Origin of the sequence: Kitasatospora sp. LaBMicrA B282 (genome assembly GCF_050325825.1) — a bacterium.
Classification (GTDB): Bacteria; Actinomycetota; Actinomycetes; order Streptomycetales; family Streptomycetaceae; genus Kitasatospora.
Window position 1 is genome coordinate 20,120 of the sequence record NZ_JBNQTI010000084.1, and the last position, 15,409, is coordinate 35,528.

General features: G+C 74.8%; 11 protein-coding genes. 4 read left to right on the forward strand and 7 right to left on the reverse strand.

Annotation, left to right across the window (positions count from 1 at the left end):
* Positions 1-48 precede the first annotated feature (48 nt).
* The 4 genes from ACQRUO_RS22695 to ACQRUO_RS22710 form a co-directional block, all read right to left on the reverse strand.
* Positions 49-1,872, reverse strand: a complete 1,824-nt coding sequence (locus tag ACQRUO_RS22695) for a threonine/serine ThrE exporter family protein (RefSeq protein WP_428317854.1) — start codon at positions 1,870-1,872, stop codon at positions 49-51.
* A gap of 275 nt (positions 1,873-2,147) precedes the next feature.
* Positions 2,148-2,804, reverse strand: a complete 657-nt coding sequence (locus ACQRUO_RS22700) for a VTT domain-containing protein (protein ID WP_428317865.1) — start codon at positions 2,802-2,804, stop codon at positions 2,148-2,150.
* Positions 2,805-2,953: 149 nt separating this feature from the next.
* Entirely contained in the window at positions 2,954-5,413 is a 2,460-nt protein-coding gene (locus ACQRUO_RS22705; RefSeq protein ID WP_428317855.1) for a hypothetical protein, read from the reverse strand.
* Entirely contained in the window at positions 5,414-7,342 is a 1,929-nt protein-coding gene (locus ACQRUO_RS22710) for an ATP-binding protein (RefSeq protein WP_428317856.1), read from the reverse strand.
* 269 nt (positions 7,343-7,611) lie between these two features.
* Between ACQRUO_RS22710 and ACQRUO_RS22715 the strand changes: the two genes are divergently transcribed.
* Positions 7,612-7,929 carry a hypothetical protein gene (locus ACQRUO_RS22715; RefSeq protein ID WP_428317857.1) on the forward strand — a complete coding sequence of 106 codons (318 nt, stop codon included), beginning with the start codon at positions 7,612-7,614 and terminating at the stop codon, positions 7,927-7,929.
* Here ACQRUO_RS22715 and ACQRUO_RS22720 read toward each other — a convergent pair.
* The gene (locus ACQRUO_RS22720) at positions 7,908-9,203 is read right to left on the reverse strand and encodes a TetR/AcrR family transcriptional regulator (protein ID WP_428317858.1); all 1,296 of its coding nucleotides are present in this window, start codon (positions 9,201-9,203) and stop codon (positions 7,908-7,910) included. The two genes, ACQRUO_RS22715 and ACQRUO_RS22720, sit on opposite strands and share 22 nt — an antisense overlap.
* Positions 9,204-9,421: 218 nt before the next feature.
* Here ACQRUO_RS22720 and ACQRUO_RS22725 point away from each other — a divergent pair, with 218 nt between their 5' ends.
* Positions 9,422-10,579: an acyl-CoA dehydrogenase family protein gene (locus tag ACQRUO_RS22725; RefSeq protein WP_428317859.1), complete on the forward strand. Its 1,158-nt coding sequence runs from the start codon at positions 9,422-9,424 to the stop codon at positions 10,577-10,579.
* A gap of 135 nt (positions 10,580-10,714) precedes the next feature.
* Positions 10,715-12,517: a class I adenylate-forming enzyme family protein gene (locus ACQRUO_RS22730; RefSeq protein ID WP_428317860.1), complete on the forward strand. Its 1,803-nt coding sequence runs from the start codon at positions 10,715-10,717 to the stop codon at positions 12,515-12,517.
* Positions 12,518-12,542: 25 nt separating this feature from the next.
* Here ACQRUO_RS22730 and ACQRUO_RS22735 read toward each other — a convergent pair whose 3' ends face one another.
* Together ACQRUO_RS22735 and ACQRUO_RS22740 are read right to left on the reverse strand one after the other, a co-directional pair.
* Positions 12,543-12,821: a hypothetical protein gene (locus ACQRUO_RS22735; RefSeq protein ID WP_428317861.1), complete on the reverse strand. Its 279-nt coding sequence runs from the start codon at positions 12,819-12,821 to the stop codon at positions 12,543-12,545.
* A gap of 148 nt (positions 12,822-12,969) precedes the next feature.
* Positions 12,970-13,566 (reverse strand): TetR/AcrR family transcriptional regulator, encoded by a 597-nt coding sequence (locus ACQRUO_RS22740; RefSeq protein ID WP_428317862.1) that lies wholly within the window; start codon positions 13,564-13,566, stop codon positions 12,970-12,972.
* Positions 13,567-13,661: 95 nt separating this feature from the next.
* On the opposite strand from ACQRUO_RS22740, the gene ACQRUO_RS22745 reads away from it, so the two are divergent.
* Positions 13,662-15,347 carry an MFS transporter gene (locus ACQRUO_RS22745; protein ID WP_428317863.1) on the forward strand — a complete coding sequence of 562 codons (1,686 nt, stop codon included), beginning with the start codon at positions 13,662-13,664 and terminating at the stop codon, positions 15,345-15,347.
* Positions 15,348-15,409 lie beyond the last annotated feature (62 nt).

The window sequence follows — 15,409 nt, forward strand, 5'->3', positions numbered from 1 at the left end:
TCGGTGCTCCGTCGGGTCCTGTCGGCGACTGCTGCCTCTAACGCGCCGTCAGAAGCCGCGGGTACGTTTCGCCGCGCGGCGCGGCCCGGTCAGGTACGGGACCAGCCGTCCCTCGGCACCGGCGAGCGCCCCGACGCCCGGCACCTTCATGAAGAGCCGGGCCACCTCGCCACCCAGGTTCACCCCGATCGCCAGCGCCATCGCGATCGCGGCCGCCCGGCTGACGAAGACCAGCCCGTCCGAGGGGTGGCCCTGGGCGAACGAGAGCATCCCCAGGTAGAGCGCGGACCCAGGCATCAGCGGGCCGAGCGCGGCGGTGACGTAGGGCAGCGCGGAGGCGTAGCGGTAGCGGGCCATCAGCTGACCGAAGAGGCCGACCAGGCCGGCGGCTATCCCGGTGGCCACGATCGGCGAGATCTTGGCGTTGTAGGCGAGCACCCCGTAGCAGGCCCAGCCGATCCCGCTGTTCAGGGTGACCAGGGCCAGGGTGCGCCGGCCGGTCTGCAGCAGTATCGCGAAGAAGAGCGTCAGCAGCATCGCGGCGAGCAGTTGCACCGGCGGGTTGTAGATGCCGCTGAGCGACTCGGCCGGGCGCAGCTGGGCGTCGTAGCTGACCCCGGCGTAGAGCACCAGCATCACGCCGATCACGATGCCGGCCACCAGGTAGACGACTTCCAGGAGTCGGGCGGCGGCGGTGATGTAGAAGCCGGTCAGGCCGTCCTGCACGGCGGCGACCAGGGCCCGCCCGGGCAGCAGGGCGAACAGGCCACCGGTGATCACCACCGAGCCGCGCAGCCCGGCGCTGCTCAGCGACAGGATGATGCCGCACACCGCGGCCGGCATCGCGGCGACCACGAACTGGTAGAACTCCGGCAGGCCGCGCCTGGCCACCAGGGAGGCCAGCCGGTCGCCGATGATCGCGGCCACCACGGCGTTCACGAAGACCAGCAAGGCCTTGGCGTCCATCCGGCCGCCGACCAGGAAGGTGGCCGCGCCGGCCAGCAGGCCGGCGGTCACCGAGAGCACCCAGGTCGGGTAGGGGTGGCGGTTGCGGCGGATCACCGCGAGCCGCCGGTAGGCGTCGTTGACCGTGACCTTCTCCGCGGTGATGTCCGCCACCAGCCGGTAGACGGCGGCCAGCCGGGTGTAGTCGGAGGTGCGGCGGCGCACCACCCGGGCGGCGGTCACCGGCGCCTCGACCAGCGAGGGCTGGTAGGAGATGGAGATCAGGGTGAAGGTGACCTGCGGCTCGCAGCGGTCCAGCGCGTAGGCGTGGGTGACGCCCAGCATCGCCGCCTCCACGTCCTCGGCGCTCTCGCCGCTGGCCAGCAGCAGTTCGCCGATCCGCAGGCTCAGGTCGAGGATGCGCGGCACGTTGCGCGCGGTGGTCTCGGGCTTGGCCGTCTGCGGGGTGCGCTCGAAGGCCGGGCGCTCGGACATCGGGGTGCGCAGCAGGGTGCGCATCCGGTCCGGCCAGGGGGTGATGTCCGCCGCGCCGGGGCGCAGCAGCGGGATCGGGCCGCTGGGCGGGTTGTAGCCGACGGCCCGCCAGACCTCGGGGGGCAGGGTGTCCTCGGAGCCGCCGCCGAGCTCCACGAAGGCGGCGAACTCCTCGGTCGACTCGCCGGGCGCCGGTTCGAGCCCGGCGGACTCGAGCTCAGCGGACGCGGCAGGCGCGGACTCGGCAAGCGCAGGCTCGGCAGACGCGGGCGCGGCAGCTGCGGGCTCAGCAGACGCCGGCTCGGTCACCGGCCCGAGCAGCCCCTCCGTCTCCTGCGGCAGCGGCGCGAGCGGGATCAGCTGCACCTGGTCGGCCGGCGGCGCCGGGTTGGCCAGCAGCCCCTCGGTGGGCGGCGCCTCGGCGGGCGCCACCGGCTTCGGCTCCGGGGCGACCGGAGCCGCCCCGCCGTCGCCCCGCCGTCCGTTCCGCCCGCCGCGCGCGCTCCTGCCGCCCGGTCGGCCCCGCTTTGGCACTGCCGCTCCTCGCCGCCCATGCGGTGGCCCCGCCACCGTCCGTGATCTTCGCCTCCACCTTGCCCGATGCCGGGTCAGGGCGCACATGTAGCCACGAAGGCAGACGCATGGGTACAAGTCGCCCAGACCGGTCCGGAAGGTTCCGCGGAGCCGACGATACGTCGATCACACCGTCATGCGACACCGCGGTCGGCCCCACGGCGGCGGGCCCGCAGCAGTTCGATCACGACCGGCACCACCGAGAGCAGCACCATGCCGACCAGGATCAGCTCGATGTTCTCCCGCACCAGGTCGACCCGGCCGAGCAGGGCGCCGAGCACCGTGATGCCGGCGCCCCAGAGCACCCCGCCGACCACGTTGTAGAGCGCGAAGACCCGGTAGTTCATCCGGCCGGCCCCGGCGACGATCGGGGTGAAGGTCCGCACCACCGGCACGAACCGGGCCAGCACGATCGCCTTGGGCCCGTGCCGCTCGAAGAAGGCGCCGGCCTTGGCGAGGTGCTCCTGGCGGAAGAGCCGCGCGTCGGGGCGGCGGAAGAGCGCGGGGCCGACCCGGCGCCCGAACAGGTAGCCGACCTGGTCGCCGAGCACCGCGGCGACCACCACCAGCAGGCAGACCAGCCAGAGCGGCTGGTCCAGGTACTGCCCGTCGGCGACCAGCAGGCCGGTGGTGAAGAGCAGCGAGTCCCCGGGCAGGAAGAAGCCGATCAGCAGGCCGGACTCGGCGAAGACCACGGCCAGGATGCCGAGCAGCCCGAAGGCGGAGATCAGCCCGTCGGGGTCGAGCCACCCAGGACCGAGGGCGAGGGCCTGCGCCGGTCCTGCGGCGATGTCGGTCACGGCGGGGCTGATCACGGCGGGACTGGTCACGGGCACTCCGGGGGTCGCGGGATCGCCAAGCACTGGTCACGTCATCGTAAAGCAATGGCAAAGACCAGCGCCTGGCGCCGGTGCCCGGAGCCCGTGGCGAATGCCGGTGCTCAGAGCCCGTAGCGCTCGATGATCCGCTCGTGCTGCCCGGGGTCCGTGCCCGCCGCCCTGGCCAGGTCCAGCCAGCAGAGCGGGTGCGCCCAGTCGGCGATCAGGTCGGCGAGCAGCGCGTCCGCCTGCTCGGCGGTGGCGGTCGGCGGCACCCCGAGGGCGGCGTAGATGCCCGGCAGGTCGGCCTGCTCGTCGGCGGGGTCGATGATCCGGTACTGCTCCCCGCTGTACGCCCAGATCCCGTACCCCGCCTCGTGCAGCGCGGTGCGCAGCTCGACCCAGGCGTCCTGGCCGGGCCAGGCGCCGTCCAGGAAGTAGGTGGTGTACCCGGCCGGGTCGAGCAGGGTGAGCAGCTCGAAGGTCGGGCGCCAGCGGGCCCGCTCCTCCTCGCTCGCGCCGGCCGGCGGGGCCGGGGCCAGCAGCTCCGGTGAGAAGACCACCACGTCCCGGTGGTTGAGCGGGACGTCCTCGCCGAGCACCGGCAGGATCCGCGCGGTGGCCGGGCCGGTGCGCACCGCCGGCAGGTCGGTGGTGGCGCCGTTGGTCCGCCGGGCCCGGATGGTGACCAGCTGCCACTCCTCGTCGACCGGGCCCTCGGGCTGCTCGAAGTCCAGGCCGAGCCGGGCACCGGCGGACCGGACGGCGGGCCAGTCCCGGTTGGCGGTGGCGGCGGTGATCAGGTGCCACAGGTCGGGCGGCTGGACGGTGCGGTACTGCTCCTCGTCCCCGTCGTCGGCGGCGGGCAGCGCGTGCGCCAGCAGGTCCTCGTAGAACCGCTGGGCGGTGACGTAGTCGCCCAGCTCGACGGCGGCCGCGGCGGCCAGCCGGCGCGGGTTGATCCGCTGCGGCTCCAGGGCGAGCAGCGCCTCGCACTGCTCGACCGCCTCCGCCCAGCAGCTGTCGGCCAGCGCCCAGCGGGCCCGGATCCAGTGCGCGTCGACCGGGCTGGCCTGCGTCACCTGCTCGGCCAGCCGGCGCAGGCCGGCCTCGTCGCGGGCCTCGATCAGCACCGCGGTGAGCGCGGAGACCAGGCTGGAGCGCCCCGGGTCCTCGGCCAGCCGGGCCCACAGGCGCTCGGCGGCGACCTGCTCGTGGCCCAGCGAGGCGAGCATCCCGGCCAGCGCCAGCAGCAGCTCGCTCGCCACGGCCGGGTCGACGACGGCAGCGGGGCCGGCGGCGAGCTGCTGCCAGCCGGCGGCCAGCAGGTCCAGGTCGGCCTCGGGATCGTCGACCACCTCGACCTGGGCAACCACCTCCGCCGACTCGACTGCCTCGACCGCCTGCTCAGCCTCGACCGCCCCGGCGACCCCGTCCGGGCGCTCCGCGAGCCAGTCGAGCAGCTCGCCGGCCGGCACCGGCAGCACCGGCACCGGCAGCGCCCCGGCCGCCGCCCGCAGCTCGGCCAGCGGGCCGGCCACCGGCTCGGGCCGGCGCAGCAGGGCCAGCTTCCGCTCGCCGGTGGCGACCAGCGCCAGCGCCACCTCGCGGGCCCCGCGCCGCACCGCGAGCCGGCCCGCCGTCAGGGCCAGGTCCAGGCAGGGCCGGTGCGAGCCTGCCGTGTCCAGGTAGGAGACCCAGCTCGCCAGCCGTGCGCCGAGCCGGGCGTCGTTGGGGTAGCACCCGGCCTCGACCAGCCGCTCCACCGCGGCGGCCCAGCGGTGCCGGATGTCGGCGAAGCCGTCGGCCTCGGCGATCGGCGGCAGCTGGGCCAGCGCCTCGTCGTGGCGGCCCAGCGCGGCCAGCGCGCGGGCCCGGATCACGCCGAGCTTGCGGTGGTCGTCCTCGTCCAGGGTGTGCCGGGCGGCCAGGTAGGCCTGCTCGGCGGCGGTCAGCGCGGCCAGCGCGTCCTCGTACCGGCCGAGCCGGTAGAGCGCGGAGGCGCGGGCCTGCCCGAAGGAGAGCGAGACGCTCTCGCCGGCCGCCTCGATCCGCAGCTGGGCGCGGTCCAGGTGGGCCAGTGCGGCCTCGGCCCGGCCGTCGTCCTCCAGGGTGTCGGCGTACTCGCGGGAGAGGCAGTCGAAGCAGGCGCGGGCCGGCTCGACCCGCTCCAGCGCCTCCTCCAGCACGGCGAGCCGCTCGGGGACGTAGCCGGGGCCGTCGATGTTGGCGTGGCAGATGGTGAAGTCCTGCACGGCGCAGACCGCCTGGGGGCAGCCGGCGGTCTCCTCGCGGTGCGCGAACTCCAGCAGCGAGACCGCCTCGGTCATCGCCCGCTCGCCCTGGTGGCGCTTGTTCAGCAGGTTCTGCAGCCGCCAGTGGCGCAGGAAGACCTCGACCCAGGGCAGATCGAGCGCGCGGGCGGCGGACAGCGCCTCCGGGAACATCGCGTCGAGCTGTTCGTTGCGCCCGTCCACGGCGTGGCCGGCGATCTCCACCAGCGCGGTGGCCAGCCGGTGCTGGCCGGCTTCGACCAGGCTGCTGTGGGTGTCGTGCACCCAGTCCCAGATGTCGGTGGTCATTTACGTGGCCTCCCCCGGATCGCGGCCCGACCCGTCGTGGTGCGGACCGTCGTCGAGAAGTCTCGCAAGGCCGTCCGACAGGCCTTCGGCGGGTGGGGCGGTGAGTGCGGCGACCGCGGTGCCGACCCCGGCCAGTGCGGCGCCCAGGTCCCCGCCGGTGCTGCCGGTGGCACCGGCCGCGGCCATGATCACCTTGAGCGAGCGGAGCAGCCCGGCCGCGGTGGCGCTGCCGGTGTGGCCGTCCCGGTAGGCGCGCAGCAGGTCCTGCACGGCGGGGGCGGCGGTGTTCAGGTACAGGCGGGCCTTGACGGTGCCGTCGGTGCGGGCGGTGAAGGCGCGGGCCAGCCGCAGCGCGGCCGACGGGATCCGGGCGTCGGCCTGGTCGTCCTCGATCCGCGCCTTCAGCTCGGCCTCCCGGTCGGGCACCAGGACCAGCGGCAGGGCGGGCGGTTCGAACCGGGCCGGCACCAGCTGCTCGCCCTCGTCGGTCAGCGCCGCACTCAGCCAGCCCAGCTCCTCGGCGGCCAACGGGTGCTCGGGGTCGCGGAACAGCTCCCGGTTGCCGGTCTCGCTGCCGAGTTCGACGATCCGGCAGTCGCGCAGCTGGGCGTAGCGGCGCAGGAACGGCAGCACCGCGTAGCGGTCGCCGCGGGCGATCGGCACCCGCATCGCCCGGTAGAGCATCTCCTCGAAGCCGCCGCCGGAGCCGAGCGCGACGTGCACCACGCCGCCGCCGGCCGCGCGCAGCGCACCGGCCGTCAGGTCGCCCTGCGAGGTGGGCACCGGCACGTCGTCGGCGAGCAGGGTGAAGAGCCGGTCGTCGCAGAGCGCGGCGCCGAGCAGGTCCTGGCCGTGCCGGGCCAGGATCCGGCGCCAGGCGGCCGGGTGCAGCCGGGCGGTCTCGTACAGGCCGTTGACGATCGCCTCGGTCAGCGCCTGCTGCAGGGCCCGGTAGTGCTCGTCGCGCTGCAGGTCCTCGCGGCTGGCGGTGGGGGTCAGCCGGTTGGACTCGACCACGCCGCCGATGAAGCCGGCCCAGCTGGGCAGCAGGTCGCGGGCGTCGTCGGCGAGCAGCATGCCGCGCAGGTAGACCGCCAGGTCGCGGTTGTCGCTGCTGCCGTAGGTGCCGCCGTCCTGCACCCAGAGCAGGCCGATCGCGTCGGTGCTGCCGTCCACCGGCTGGAACGGGAAGGCGGTCAGCGGCTCGAAGCGGCGGCCGAAGGCGGTGGCGAAGGCCAGGTCGGCGGCGTGCCGGCGGCTGGCCGGGATCGGCTCGCGCCAGGGCACGGTGATGTCGTTGACCGGCCGCTCGTCGGTGCCCACGAAGACCGGGACCGGCAGCAGCACGCAGTACCGGAGGAGCACCTCGCGCAGCGCCTCCTCGTCGGCCAGGTGCGCGTGCTCGGGCTTGAGCAGCAGCTCGACCACGGTGCCGGGTTCCCGGCGGGGCGCGGTGGGCTCCACGCTGTACTGCTCGCCGCCGCGGCTGCGGTAGCGGTGGCCGAGCGCGGGTTCGCGGTGCGAGGTGGTGGTGACGGTGACCTGCTCGGCCACCGAGAAGGCGGACAGGAAGCCGAGGCCGAAGGCGCCGATCAGCTCCTCGTTGCCGGTGACCTCGCGCAGCAGCCGGGTGTAGCCGGTGCCGACGGTGGCCAGGTAGGCGTGGATCTCGGGTTCGGTCAGGCCTGCGCCGGTGTCCTCGATCGCCAGGGTGCGCCGCGCCGCGTCGGCCCGCACCCGGATCCGCGGGTCGAGGGCGGTGGCGCCGTCGGGGTCCTCCAGGCGCCTGCGGGTGTGCGAGTCGTGCGCGTTCTGGACCAGTTCGCGCAGTGCGACCAGGGGGGTGGAGTAGAGGTGGGTGGCGAGGACGCTCACCAGTCCGCCGAGGTCCACCTCGGTGGTGCGCAGGTTCTCCTGACCTTCAGACATGGTGCCTCAGTCTGCCAGTCCGACAATCATGGGACCACCACTTTCCATTCCGGCGAGCCCGGCCGCCATGCCGGTTTCCGCACCGATTAAACCTTCTTCGGGCGATACCCGGCTCTTATGACCCTATTGGGGGAATTGGCGCCCGATCACTGGCCGCCGGACGGAGCAACGGGTGATCCTTGGCGGGCGACGTCAGGCAACCGGCGCCCGGGGCGGCCACCCCGCGAGCGCCAACTCGCAGCATTACCAGTACTCCTAGGGAGACCATCGTGTCCCGTACCCGTGCCCTCACCGCCGTCACCGCGCTCGGCGCCTTCCTCCTCCTCGGCATCGGCAGCGCCTCGGCCGACAACGGTGCCGGCGCCAGCCAGGGCTCCAACAGCAGCGTGGTGAGCAACTGGGGCTCCGGCAACGTGGTCGGCAGTGTGACCGGCAACGGCAACTCCGCCCAGCAGACCGCCACCGGTGGCGGCGGCAGCAACCAGAACAACACCACCGGTGTGGCCGGCAACTCCGGTGGCGTGGCCGCCGAGCAGGGCAACCTCAACTTCCTGCACTCGGTGCACTACGTGCCGGCCGCCGGCTGACCCGGCACCGGGCGGCTGACGGCCGACCCGGCAGACCGCTGACCGAGGGGCGGGCCCGGATCCGGGCCCGCCCCTCCGGCGTCCGCCCGCGGCCCGGCGGCCAGCCCGAGCACCGCGTGCGCCAAGCGGTGCAGTCGGGGCGCGAGGTGTCCGCCGTGCGCCCAGGGGCCGTTGCGCACGCCGTCATTGACCAAGGCGAACATCGCGTGCACCCGGATCCGGGCCTCGGCCTTGTCGGCCGCCGGCCGCGCCTGCTGGAGCAGCTCCACCCAGAGCCGCAGGAAGTCACGGCGGAAGTCCAGCGCCGCCTTGCGCTCCGGATCGGCCAGCCGCTCGCTCTCGCGCACCATGGCCCCCAGGTAGTGGTGGTGGCGGCAGGCGAAGTCCACGTAGGCGGCCAGGGCGGCGGCCAGCCGCTCGGCCGGGTCGCCAGCGGCCAGCAGCTCCGGGGCCACCCGGTGCCAGAGCCGCTCGCGGCAGCGGACCAGGGCGGCGGCCAGCAGGTCGGTCTTGGCCGGGAAGTGCTTGTAGAGGCTGGGCCCGGCGATCCCGACCGCGGCGCCCAGCCGGTCGGTGCTCACGTTGTCGAAGCCGCGCTCGTCGAACAGCCGGACCGCCGCCGCCAGCAGTTCCTCCCGCCGGCCGGACCGGGCCGCCGCACCGTCCGCCGCCGGTCCGGCCGCGGGCGCGTCCGCCGCACCGCCGGGCTCGGCCGTCAGCACCGCCAGCAGCACCTGCCCGACCAGCTGCTCGAACCGCCGGCGCGGCGGCGCGAAGCTGTGGTACGACAGGCTGCCCGCCACCGAGAGCGCCGACCAGACCAGCAACTCGACCTGCTCCGGCGCGAGTTCCGGCCGCTCCCGGCCCACCGTCGCCCCCGCCGCCCGGACCTGGGCGCGCAGCACCCGGCGCAGCGCGGCGCGCTCGGCCGGTGGCAACAGCCGGGCGTCGCGCTGCCACAGGGTGGCGAACGGGCGCTGGTCCAGCGCCACCACGGCCAGCGCGGCCGCCAGGCCCGCCACCGTCGGGGCCGCGCCGACCGCCGCCGCCAGCTCCGCCAGCCCGCCGCGCACCGCCTGCCGCAGCAGCTCCGGCTTGCCCCGGAAGTGCCGGTAGAGCGCCGGCGCGGTGATCCCGACCGCCGCGGCCACCTCGGCCATCGCCACCTGGTGGTAGCCCCGCCGGTGGAACTGCTCGGCCGCCGCGGCCAGGATCTGCGCGCGCCGCCCGCGCGGCCGGCGCGCGGACCGGCCCTGGCCCCCGTCCGCTGCCATCCGCCCGCCTCCCGCCCTGCCGCGGCCCTGCGGCCGCCGCCGCACGACTCCCTCCTCCGGCTAGCCATCATTCACTTAAAGGCCGCCGAGGTCCACTGCCAGAGCACTCGTGAGCACGTCGATCGGCCCTGCGCGGAGTCTGGACAGAAAAGCTACTGGGGATTAACTTGGCGATCGTTCAGCAGTCCGCTGCCCACCCGTGCGAAGGGAGCGCCGTCGTGCGCCGCACTGTGTACAACGAGGACCACGAGGCGTTCCGGGCCACCATCCGGGACTTCATCGCCCGCGAGGTCGTCCCGGTCTACGAGAGCTGGGAGGCCGACGGCCACCCGCCGCGCGCCTTCTACAACAAGCTCGGCGAGCTGGGCGTCTTCGGCATCGAGGTGCCCGAGGAGTACGGCGGCGCGGGCGAGACCGGCTTCAAGTACCAGGCCGTGATCACCGAGGAGGTGGCCCGGGCCGGCGTCAGCTTCGGTTCCTCGGGCGTGCACACCGGCCTGGTGCTGCCCTACCTGCTGGAGTACGCCAACGAGGAGCAGAAGCAGCGCTGGCTGCCGCCCTTCATCACCGGCGAGATGATGACCGCGATCGCGATGACCGAGCCGGGCACCGGCTCCGACCTCGCGGGCATCACCACCACCGCCAAGCTCTCCGCCGACGGCACCCACTACGTGCTGAACGGCGCCAAGACCTTCATCACCGGCGGCGCGCTGGCCGACCTGGTGCTGGTGGTCGCCCGCACCAGCGCCTACGACCCGGCCAACCGCCGGGCCGGCCTGTCCATCCTCTGCGTGGACACCACGTCCGAGGGCTACTCGGTCGGCCGCAAGCTGCAGAAGATCGGCCTGCGCACCTCGGACACCGCCGAGCTGTCCTTCGTCGACGTCAAGGTCCCGGTCGCGGACCTGCTCGGCGAGGAGGGCAAGGCCTTCTCCTACCTGACCCACAACCTGGTGCAGGAGCGCCTGGCGATCGCGGTGGGCGCCTACGCGGCGGCCGCGGCGGCGGTGGACTTCGCGGTGAAGTACGTCAAGGACCGCAAGGTCTTCGGCCAGGCGGTGGCCGAGTTCCAGAACACCAAGTTCGTGCTGGCCGACTGCAAGTCGCAGGTCACCGCGATGCAGGCGATGGTCGACCAGTCCCTGGAGCTGTACCAGAACGGGCAGCTGACGGTGGCCGACGCCGCCGAGGGCAAGCTGTTCTGCACCGAGGCCGCCTCGGTCGTGATCGACAAGTGCCTGCAGCTGCACGGCGGCTACGGCTACATCCTGGAGTACCCGATCGCCCGCCTCTACACCGACAACCGGGTCTTCCGGATCTACGGCGGCACCAGCGAGGTCATGAAGACGATCATCGCCAAGTCGCTCGGCCTGTAGTCCTCGGTCCGTAGTCGCCGCCGCACGGTCGGTGGTCGACCGGGCTCCAAATGCCCGGACCTGGCGCATCATCGGGGTGGATCGTCGCGGGGTTCCCGCGGCGGTCCACCCCGTTCCCGTCCGTGGAGGCCGCCCATGACCAGCCCCGTCCCGTCCGGCAGCACCTCCCTCGCACTGGTGGCCCGGGTGCAGGCCGCGCTCAGCGCCCCCGGCACCCCGTTCGCCACCGTCGACACCCCGCACGGTCGCCGCTACGCCAGCGGCCCGACCGTGCTGCGCGAGGTGCTGGCCGCCTCCCTGGCGCACGGCGACCGCCCCTTCCTGCACCACCGGGGCGGCACCCTGAGCCACGCCGGGCACCACGCCGCCGCCAGTGCGCTGGCCCACCGCTGCCTGACCGAGTACCGGCTGCGCCCGGGCGACCGGGTGGCGATCGCGATGCGCAACCTGCCGCAGTGGCAGATCGCCTTCTGGGCCACCCAGTTGGCCGGCCTGATCGCCGTCCCGCTGAACGCCTGGTGGTCGGCCGAGGAGCTGGCCTACGCACTAAACGACTGCACCCCGCGCCTGGTGGTGACCGACCCCGAGCGGGCCGCCCGGATCGAACCCTGGCTGGCCGCGCAGGCCGCGCGCGGCGAGCGCCCCTGGCTGCTGACCGCGGGCGTCGCCGGCCCGCCCGCCGAGCGGACCGAGCGGTTCGAGCAGCTGCCGCCGCCCGCACCGGGCTGCGCACCCCCCGAGGTGCCGATCGCCCCCGGCGACGACGCCACCATCATGTACACCTCGGGCACCACCGGGCGGCCCAAGGGCGTGGTCGCCACCCAGTCGGCCTGGTGCGCCGCCGCGCTCACCCCGCGCTTCTTCAGCGCCACCGCCGCCCTGGTCGCCGGCCAGGACCTGGCCGCGCTCCGGCCGCACACCGTGCTGCTCTCCTACCCGTTCTTCCACGTCGCGGCGTTCACCGTGCTCTTCCCGCTGCTCTCCTCCGGCGGCAGCGCGGTGCTGATGCCGAAGTGGGACCCCGCCGAGGCGCTGGAGCTGATCGCCCGCCACCGGGTCACCCTGTACAGCGGGGTGCCCACCACCGCGCTCGGCCTGCTGGAGGCCGCTGCCCGCGCCGGGGCACCGCTGACCGGCCTCACCGCGATCAGCACCGGCGGCGCCGCAGCCCCGCCCGACCTGGTGCGGCGCATCCACCGGCAGTTCGAGGGCCGGGTGGAGGCCCGCAACGGCTACGGCCTGACCGAGGTCTGCGGCGGGGTGATCGCCAACGTCGGCGCCAGGTACCTGGAGCACCCGGAGAGCATCGGCCGCCCGGCGCCCGCGGTGGAGGTGCGGATCGCCGACCGGGCGGGCGGGGCGCTGCCGGACGGCGAGGTGGGCGAGCTGTGGCTGCGCGGCCAGGCGGTGTTCCGCGGCTACTGGCACGACCCGGCGGCGACCGCGGCCGCGTTCAGCGGGGGCTGGTTCCGCACCGGCGACCTGGCCTGCCGGCGGGACGGCGAGGTGTACGTGGTGGACCGGCTCAAGGACCTGGTGATCCGCGGCGGCGAGAACGTGTACTGCGTCGAGGTCGAGGGGGTGCTGCACGACCACCCGGCGGTGGCGGACGTGGCGGTGCTCGGGGTGCCGCACCCGGCGCTGGGCGAGGAGGTGGCCGCGGTGGTGCGGCTGCGGCCGGGGCGGCGGGCAGCGGCGGCGGAACTGCGGGCGCACGTCGCCGGGCGGCTGGCGGCCTTCAAGGTGCCGGCGCACGTGGTGTTCCGCGCCGAACCGCTGCCGCGCAACCCGACCGGCAAGCTGCTCAAGCGCGAGCTGCGCGCGGAGGTCTGCGCGCAGCTGGACGGCGCACGGTCGGACGGCGCACCGTCGGACAGCCCTCAGCTGGACAGCGCACGGTCGGACAGCCCTCAGCTGGACGGCGCGCAGCCGGCCTGAGCGCTGCGGGAGGTGTGCCGGGGCCTCAGTTGAAGTGCGCCTGGTCCGGCGCGCCCGCGCCGCGCCAGGCGTCCCGGCCGGCCATCGAGGCGGCCCGGGCCTGCTGGAAGGCGCGGCTGGCGCGTTCGGTCGGCGAGGTCTCCAGCTGCTGCAGCCAGTCCCGGCCCGCGGTGGCCAGCGCCACCCCGACCAGCACCGTGCCGAGCAGCGCGGTGACCGCGCCGACGCCGCCGAGCAGCAGGCCGGCGCCGATCAACCGCCGGTTGGGCGCGAAGCCCGCGAAGCTCTTCTGATCAGTCGTCATGCGACCCAGCCTCGGCCAGCGGGCCGGGGCCCGCACGCCGAGCGGGTCCGACCGGGCGGCCGAGGGCGGTCGGGTGCCGTCCGAAGGCGGTCGGGTGCCGTCCGAGGGCGCCCGGCCGGACCCGCCCGGCCGGACCTCGGCCCGGACCTCAGGAGCCGGCGGTCGCGTCGCCGAGCACGCCGGCGGCCAGCACCTGGAGGCCGCGGAACAGCGCCCGCCCGTCCGGCGTCTTCTCCGGCGCGATCAGCCACTGCGCCGCGATGCCGGCCAGCAGCGCCTGCAGGAAGGCCCCGCGGTTCAGCTCGTCCGGCGTGTCGGGCACCTCCTCCTTGCCCTGGAAGAGCGCGGACAGCCCGAGCCGGGCCTCCTTCTGCGCGTCCCCCATGCTGGCGGCGATCTCCGGCACGTGGTCCGCCATCGCGATCATCTCGAACTGCGCCCGCCACAGCCCGCGGTGCTCGGCGAAGGTCGCGATCACCCGGTCCCAGCTGAGCCGGAACCGCTCCTCGGGGTCGAGCTGCTGCCCGGCCGTCTCGGCCAGCGCCCGGCCCAGCGCCTCGCCCCACTCCCCCAGCGCCTCGATCATCGCCGCGTTCATCAGCGCGTCCTTGGAGCCGAAGTGGTAGCCGATCGCGGCCAGGCTCACCCCGGCGGCACCGGCGATGTCGCGCGCCGTGGTGCGGCCGTAGCCCTTCTCCGACAGGCAGCTCTTGGCCCCGGCGAGCAGGGCTTCACGGTTTCCCATGCGGAGATGCTACCCCCCGGCCGTACATCCGTCTCGGACAATCGACTTAGACATACGTACTAGACAGATGTGCAAGACGGACGTACCTTCAAGTCATGACTGAAGTCCACCGCACCCACGCACCCTCCGGTCCCGCCGGCCGACGCGCCTGGGCGGGCCTCGCCGTCCTGCTGCTGCCGACCCTCGTCCTCGCCATGGACATGGGCGTGCTCTTCTTCGCCGTGCCGTTCATCAGCACCGACCTGCGACCGAGCGCCACCCAGCAGCTGTGGATGATGGACATCTACTCCTTCCTGCTGGCCGGCCTGCTGATCCCGATGGGTGCGCTCGGCGACCGGATCGGCCGCCGCAGGCTGCTGCTGCTGGGCGCCGCCGGGTTCGCCGCCGCCTCGCTGCTGGCCGCCCGGTCGAGCGGCGCCGGAGAGCTGATCGCCGCCCGTGCCCTGCTCGGCATCACCGGCTCGACCCTGATGCCGAGCACCATCTCGCTGATCCGCACGATGTTCCCCGACCCCCGGCAGCGCCAGCGCGCGATGGCGGCCTGGACCGGCGCGCTGACCGGCGGCGCCGCGCTCGGCCCGGTGGTCGGCGGGCTGCTGCTGGACCACTTCTGGTGGGGCTCGGTCTTCCTGGCCTCGGTCCCGGTGATGGCGCTGCTGCTGGTCACCGGCCCGCTGCTGCTGCCCGAGTACCGGGCGCCGCGCACCGGCCGGTTCGACCTGCTCGGTGCCGCGCTCTCGCTGGCCACCGTGCTGCCGGTGGTCTACGGGATCAAGACCCTGGCGGTGGACGGGTACAGCCTGCCGCCCGTCCTGGTGCTGGTCGCCGGCCTCGGCTTCGGTGCGCTCTTCGTCCGGCGGCAGCTGGTCTGCCGCAACCCGCTGATCGACCTGCGGCTGTTCGCCGACCGCACCTACCGCGGCGCCATCCTGATCTCCACGGTCTCGATGTTCGCCATGATGGGCTTCACCTTCTTCACCTCCCAGTACCTGCAGCTGGTGAAGGGGATGAGCCCGCTGACCGCCGCGCTCTGGTCGCTGCTGCCGGGCGTCGGGGTCGGCGCGGCCGTGGGCGTGTCCGCGGCGCTGGCCGGCCGGGTCCGCCCGGCCCACCAGATGGCCGGCGCCTTCGTGGTCGGCGCCGGCGGGTTCGCGATGCTGACCCAGGTCGGCCCGCACTCGCCGCTGGCCCTGGTGCTCACCGGCGCCGGACTGCTGGCCGCCGGCACCGCCGGTGCGATGACCCTCACCGCCGACCTGGCCGTCTCGGCCGCCCCGCTGGAGAAGGCCGGCGCCGCCTCGGCCACCTCGGAGACCGCCGGCGAGCTCGGCAGCTCGCTGGGCATCGCGGTGCTCGGCGCCGCCGGTGCGGCGGTCTACAAGGCGCGGCTGTCGGGCGGGCTGCCGGCCGGCCTGCCGGACGCGGCGGCCCGGGCGGCGCACGACTCACTGGGCGGCGCGGTCACCGTGGCCGCCGCTCTGCCGGGCGCCGCGGGGCGCGAGCTGCTGACGGCGGGGCAGGCGGCCTTCACCTCGGGGATGCAGCTGGCCGCGGGGGTGGGCGTGGTCTGCCTGCTCGGTGCGGCGGTGCTCGCCGCCCGGCTGATGCGGCACCTGCCGAAGAGCGGGGCGCCGGCCGACGCGGCGCAGCCGGACGCGGCAGGGACGGACGTGGCAGGGGCGGACGCGGCGCAGGCGGCGGCCGAGCGGGTCGGGACCCCGGGCTCGGCGGCCGAGGCGGCGCCGGCCCGGCGGCGGCAGCCGGCGGGGCTCGGCAGCTGATGGAACGTCGGGCCGCCCGGTGACGGTCGGCCCGCCGGCCACCCCGCGGCGACACGCCCGGG

Bases quoted from the DNA above. Each gene is read 5' to 3' on its own strand.
- ACQRUO_RS22730 (WP_428317860.1), top strand. From the start codon at position 10,715: ATGACCAGCCCCGTCCCGTCCGGCAGCACCTCCCTCGCACTGGTGGCC.
- ACQRUO_RS22740 (WP_428317862.1), bottom strand. From the start codon at position 13,566: ATGGGAAACCGTGAAGCCCTGCTCGCCGGGGCCAAGAGCTGCCTGTCG.
- ACQRUO_RS22720 (WP_428317858.1), bottom strand. From the start codon at position 9,203: ATGGCAGCGGACGGGGGCCAGGGCCGGTCCGCGCGCCGGCCGCGCGGG.
- ACQRUO_RS22710 (WP_428317856.1), bottom strand. From the start codon at position 7,342: ATGTCTGAAGGTCAGGAGAACCTGCGCACCACCGAGGTGGACCTCGGC.
- ACQRUO_RS22705 (WP_428317855.1), bottom strand. From the start codon at position 5,413: ATGACCACCGACATCTGGGACTGGGTGCACGACACCCACAGCAGCCTG.
- ACQRUO_RS22745 (WP_428317863.1), top strand. From the start codon at position 13,662: ATGACTGAAGTCCACCGCACCCACGCACCCTCCGGTCCCGCCGGCCGA.
- ACQRUO_RS22735 (WP_428317861.1), bottom strand. From the start codon at position 12,821: ATGACGACTGATCAGAAGAGCTTCGCGGGCTTCGCGCCCAACCGGCGG.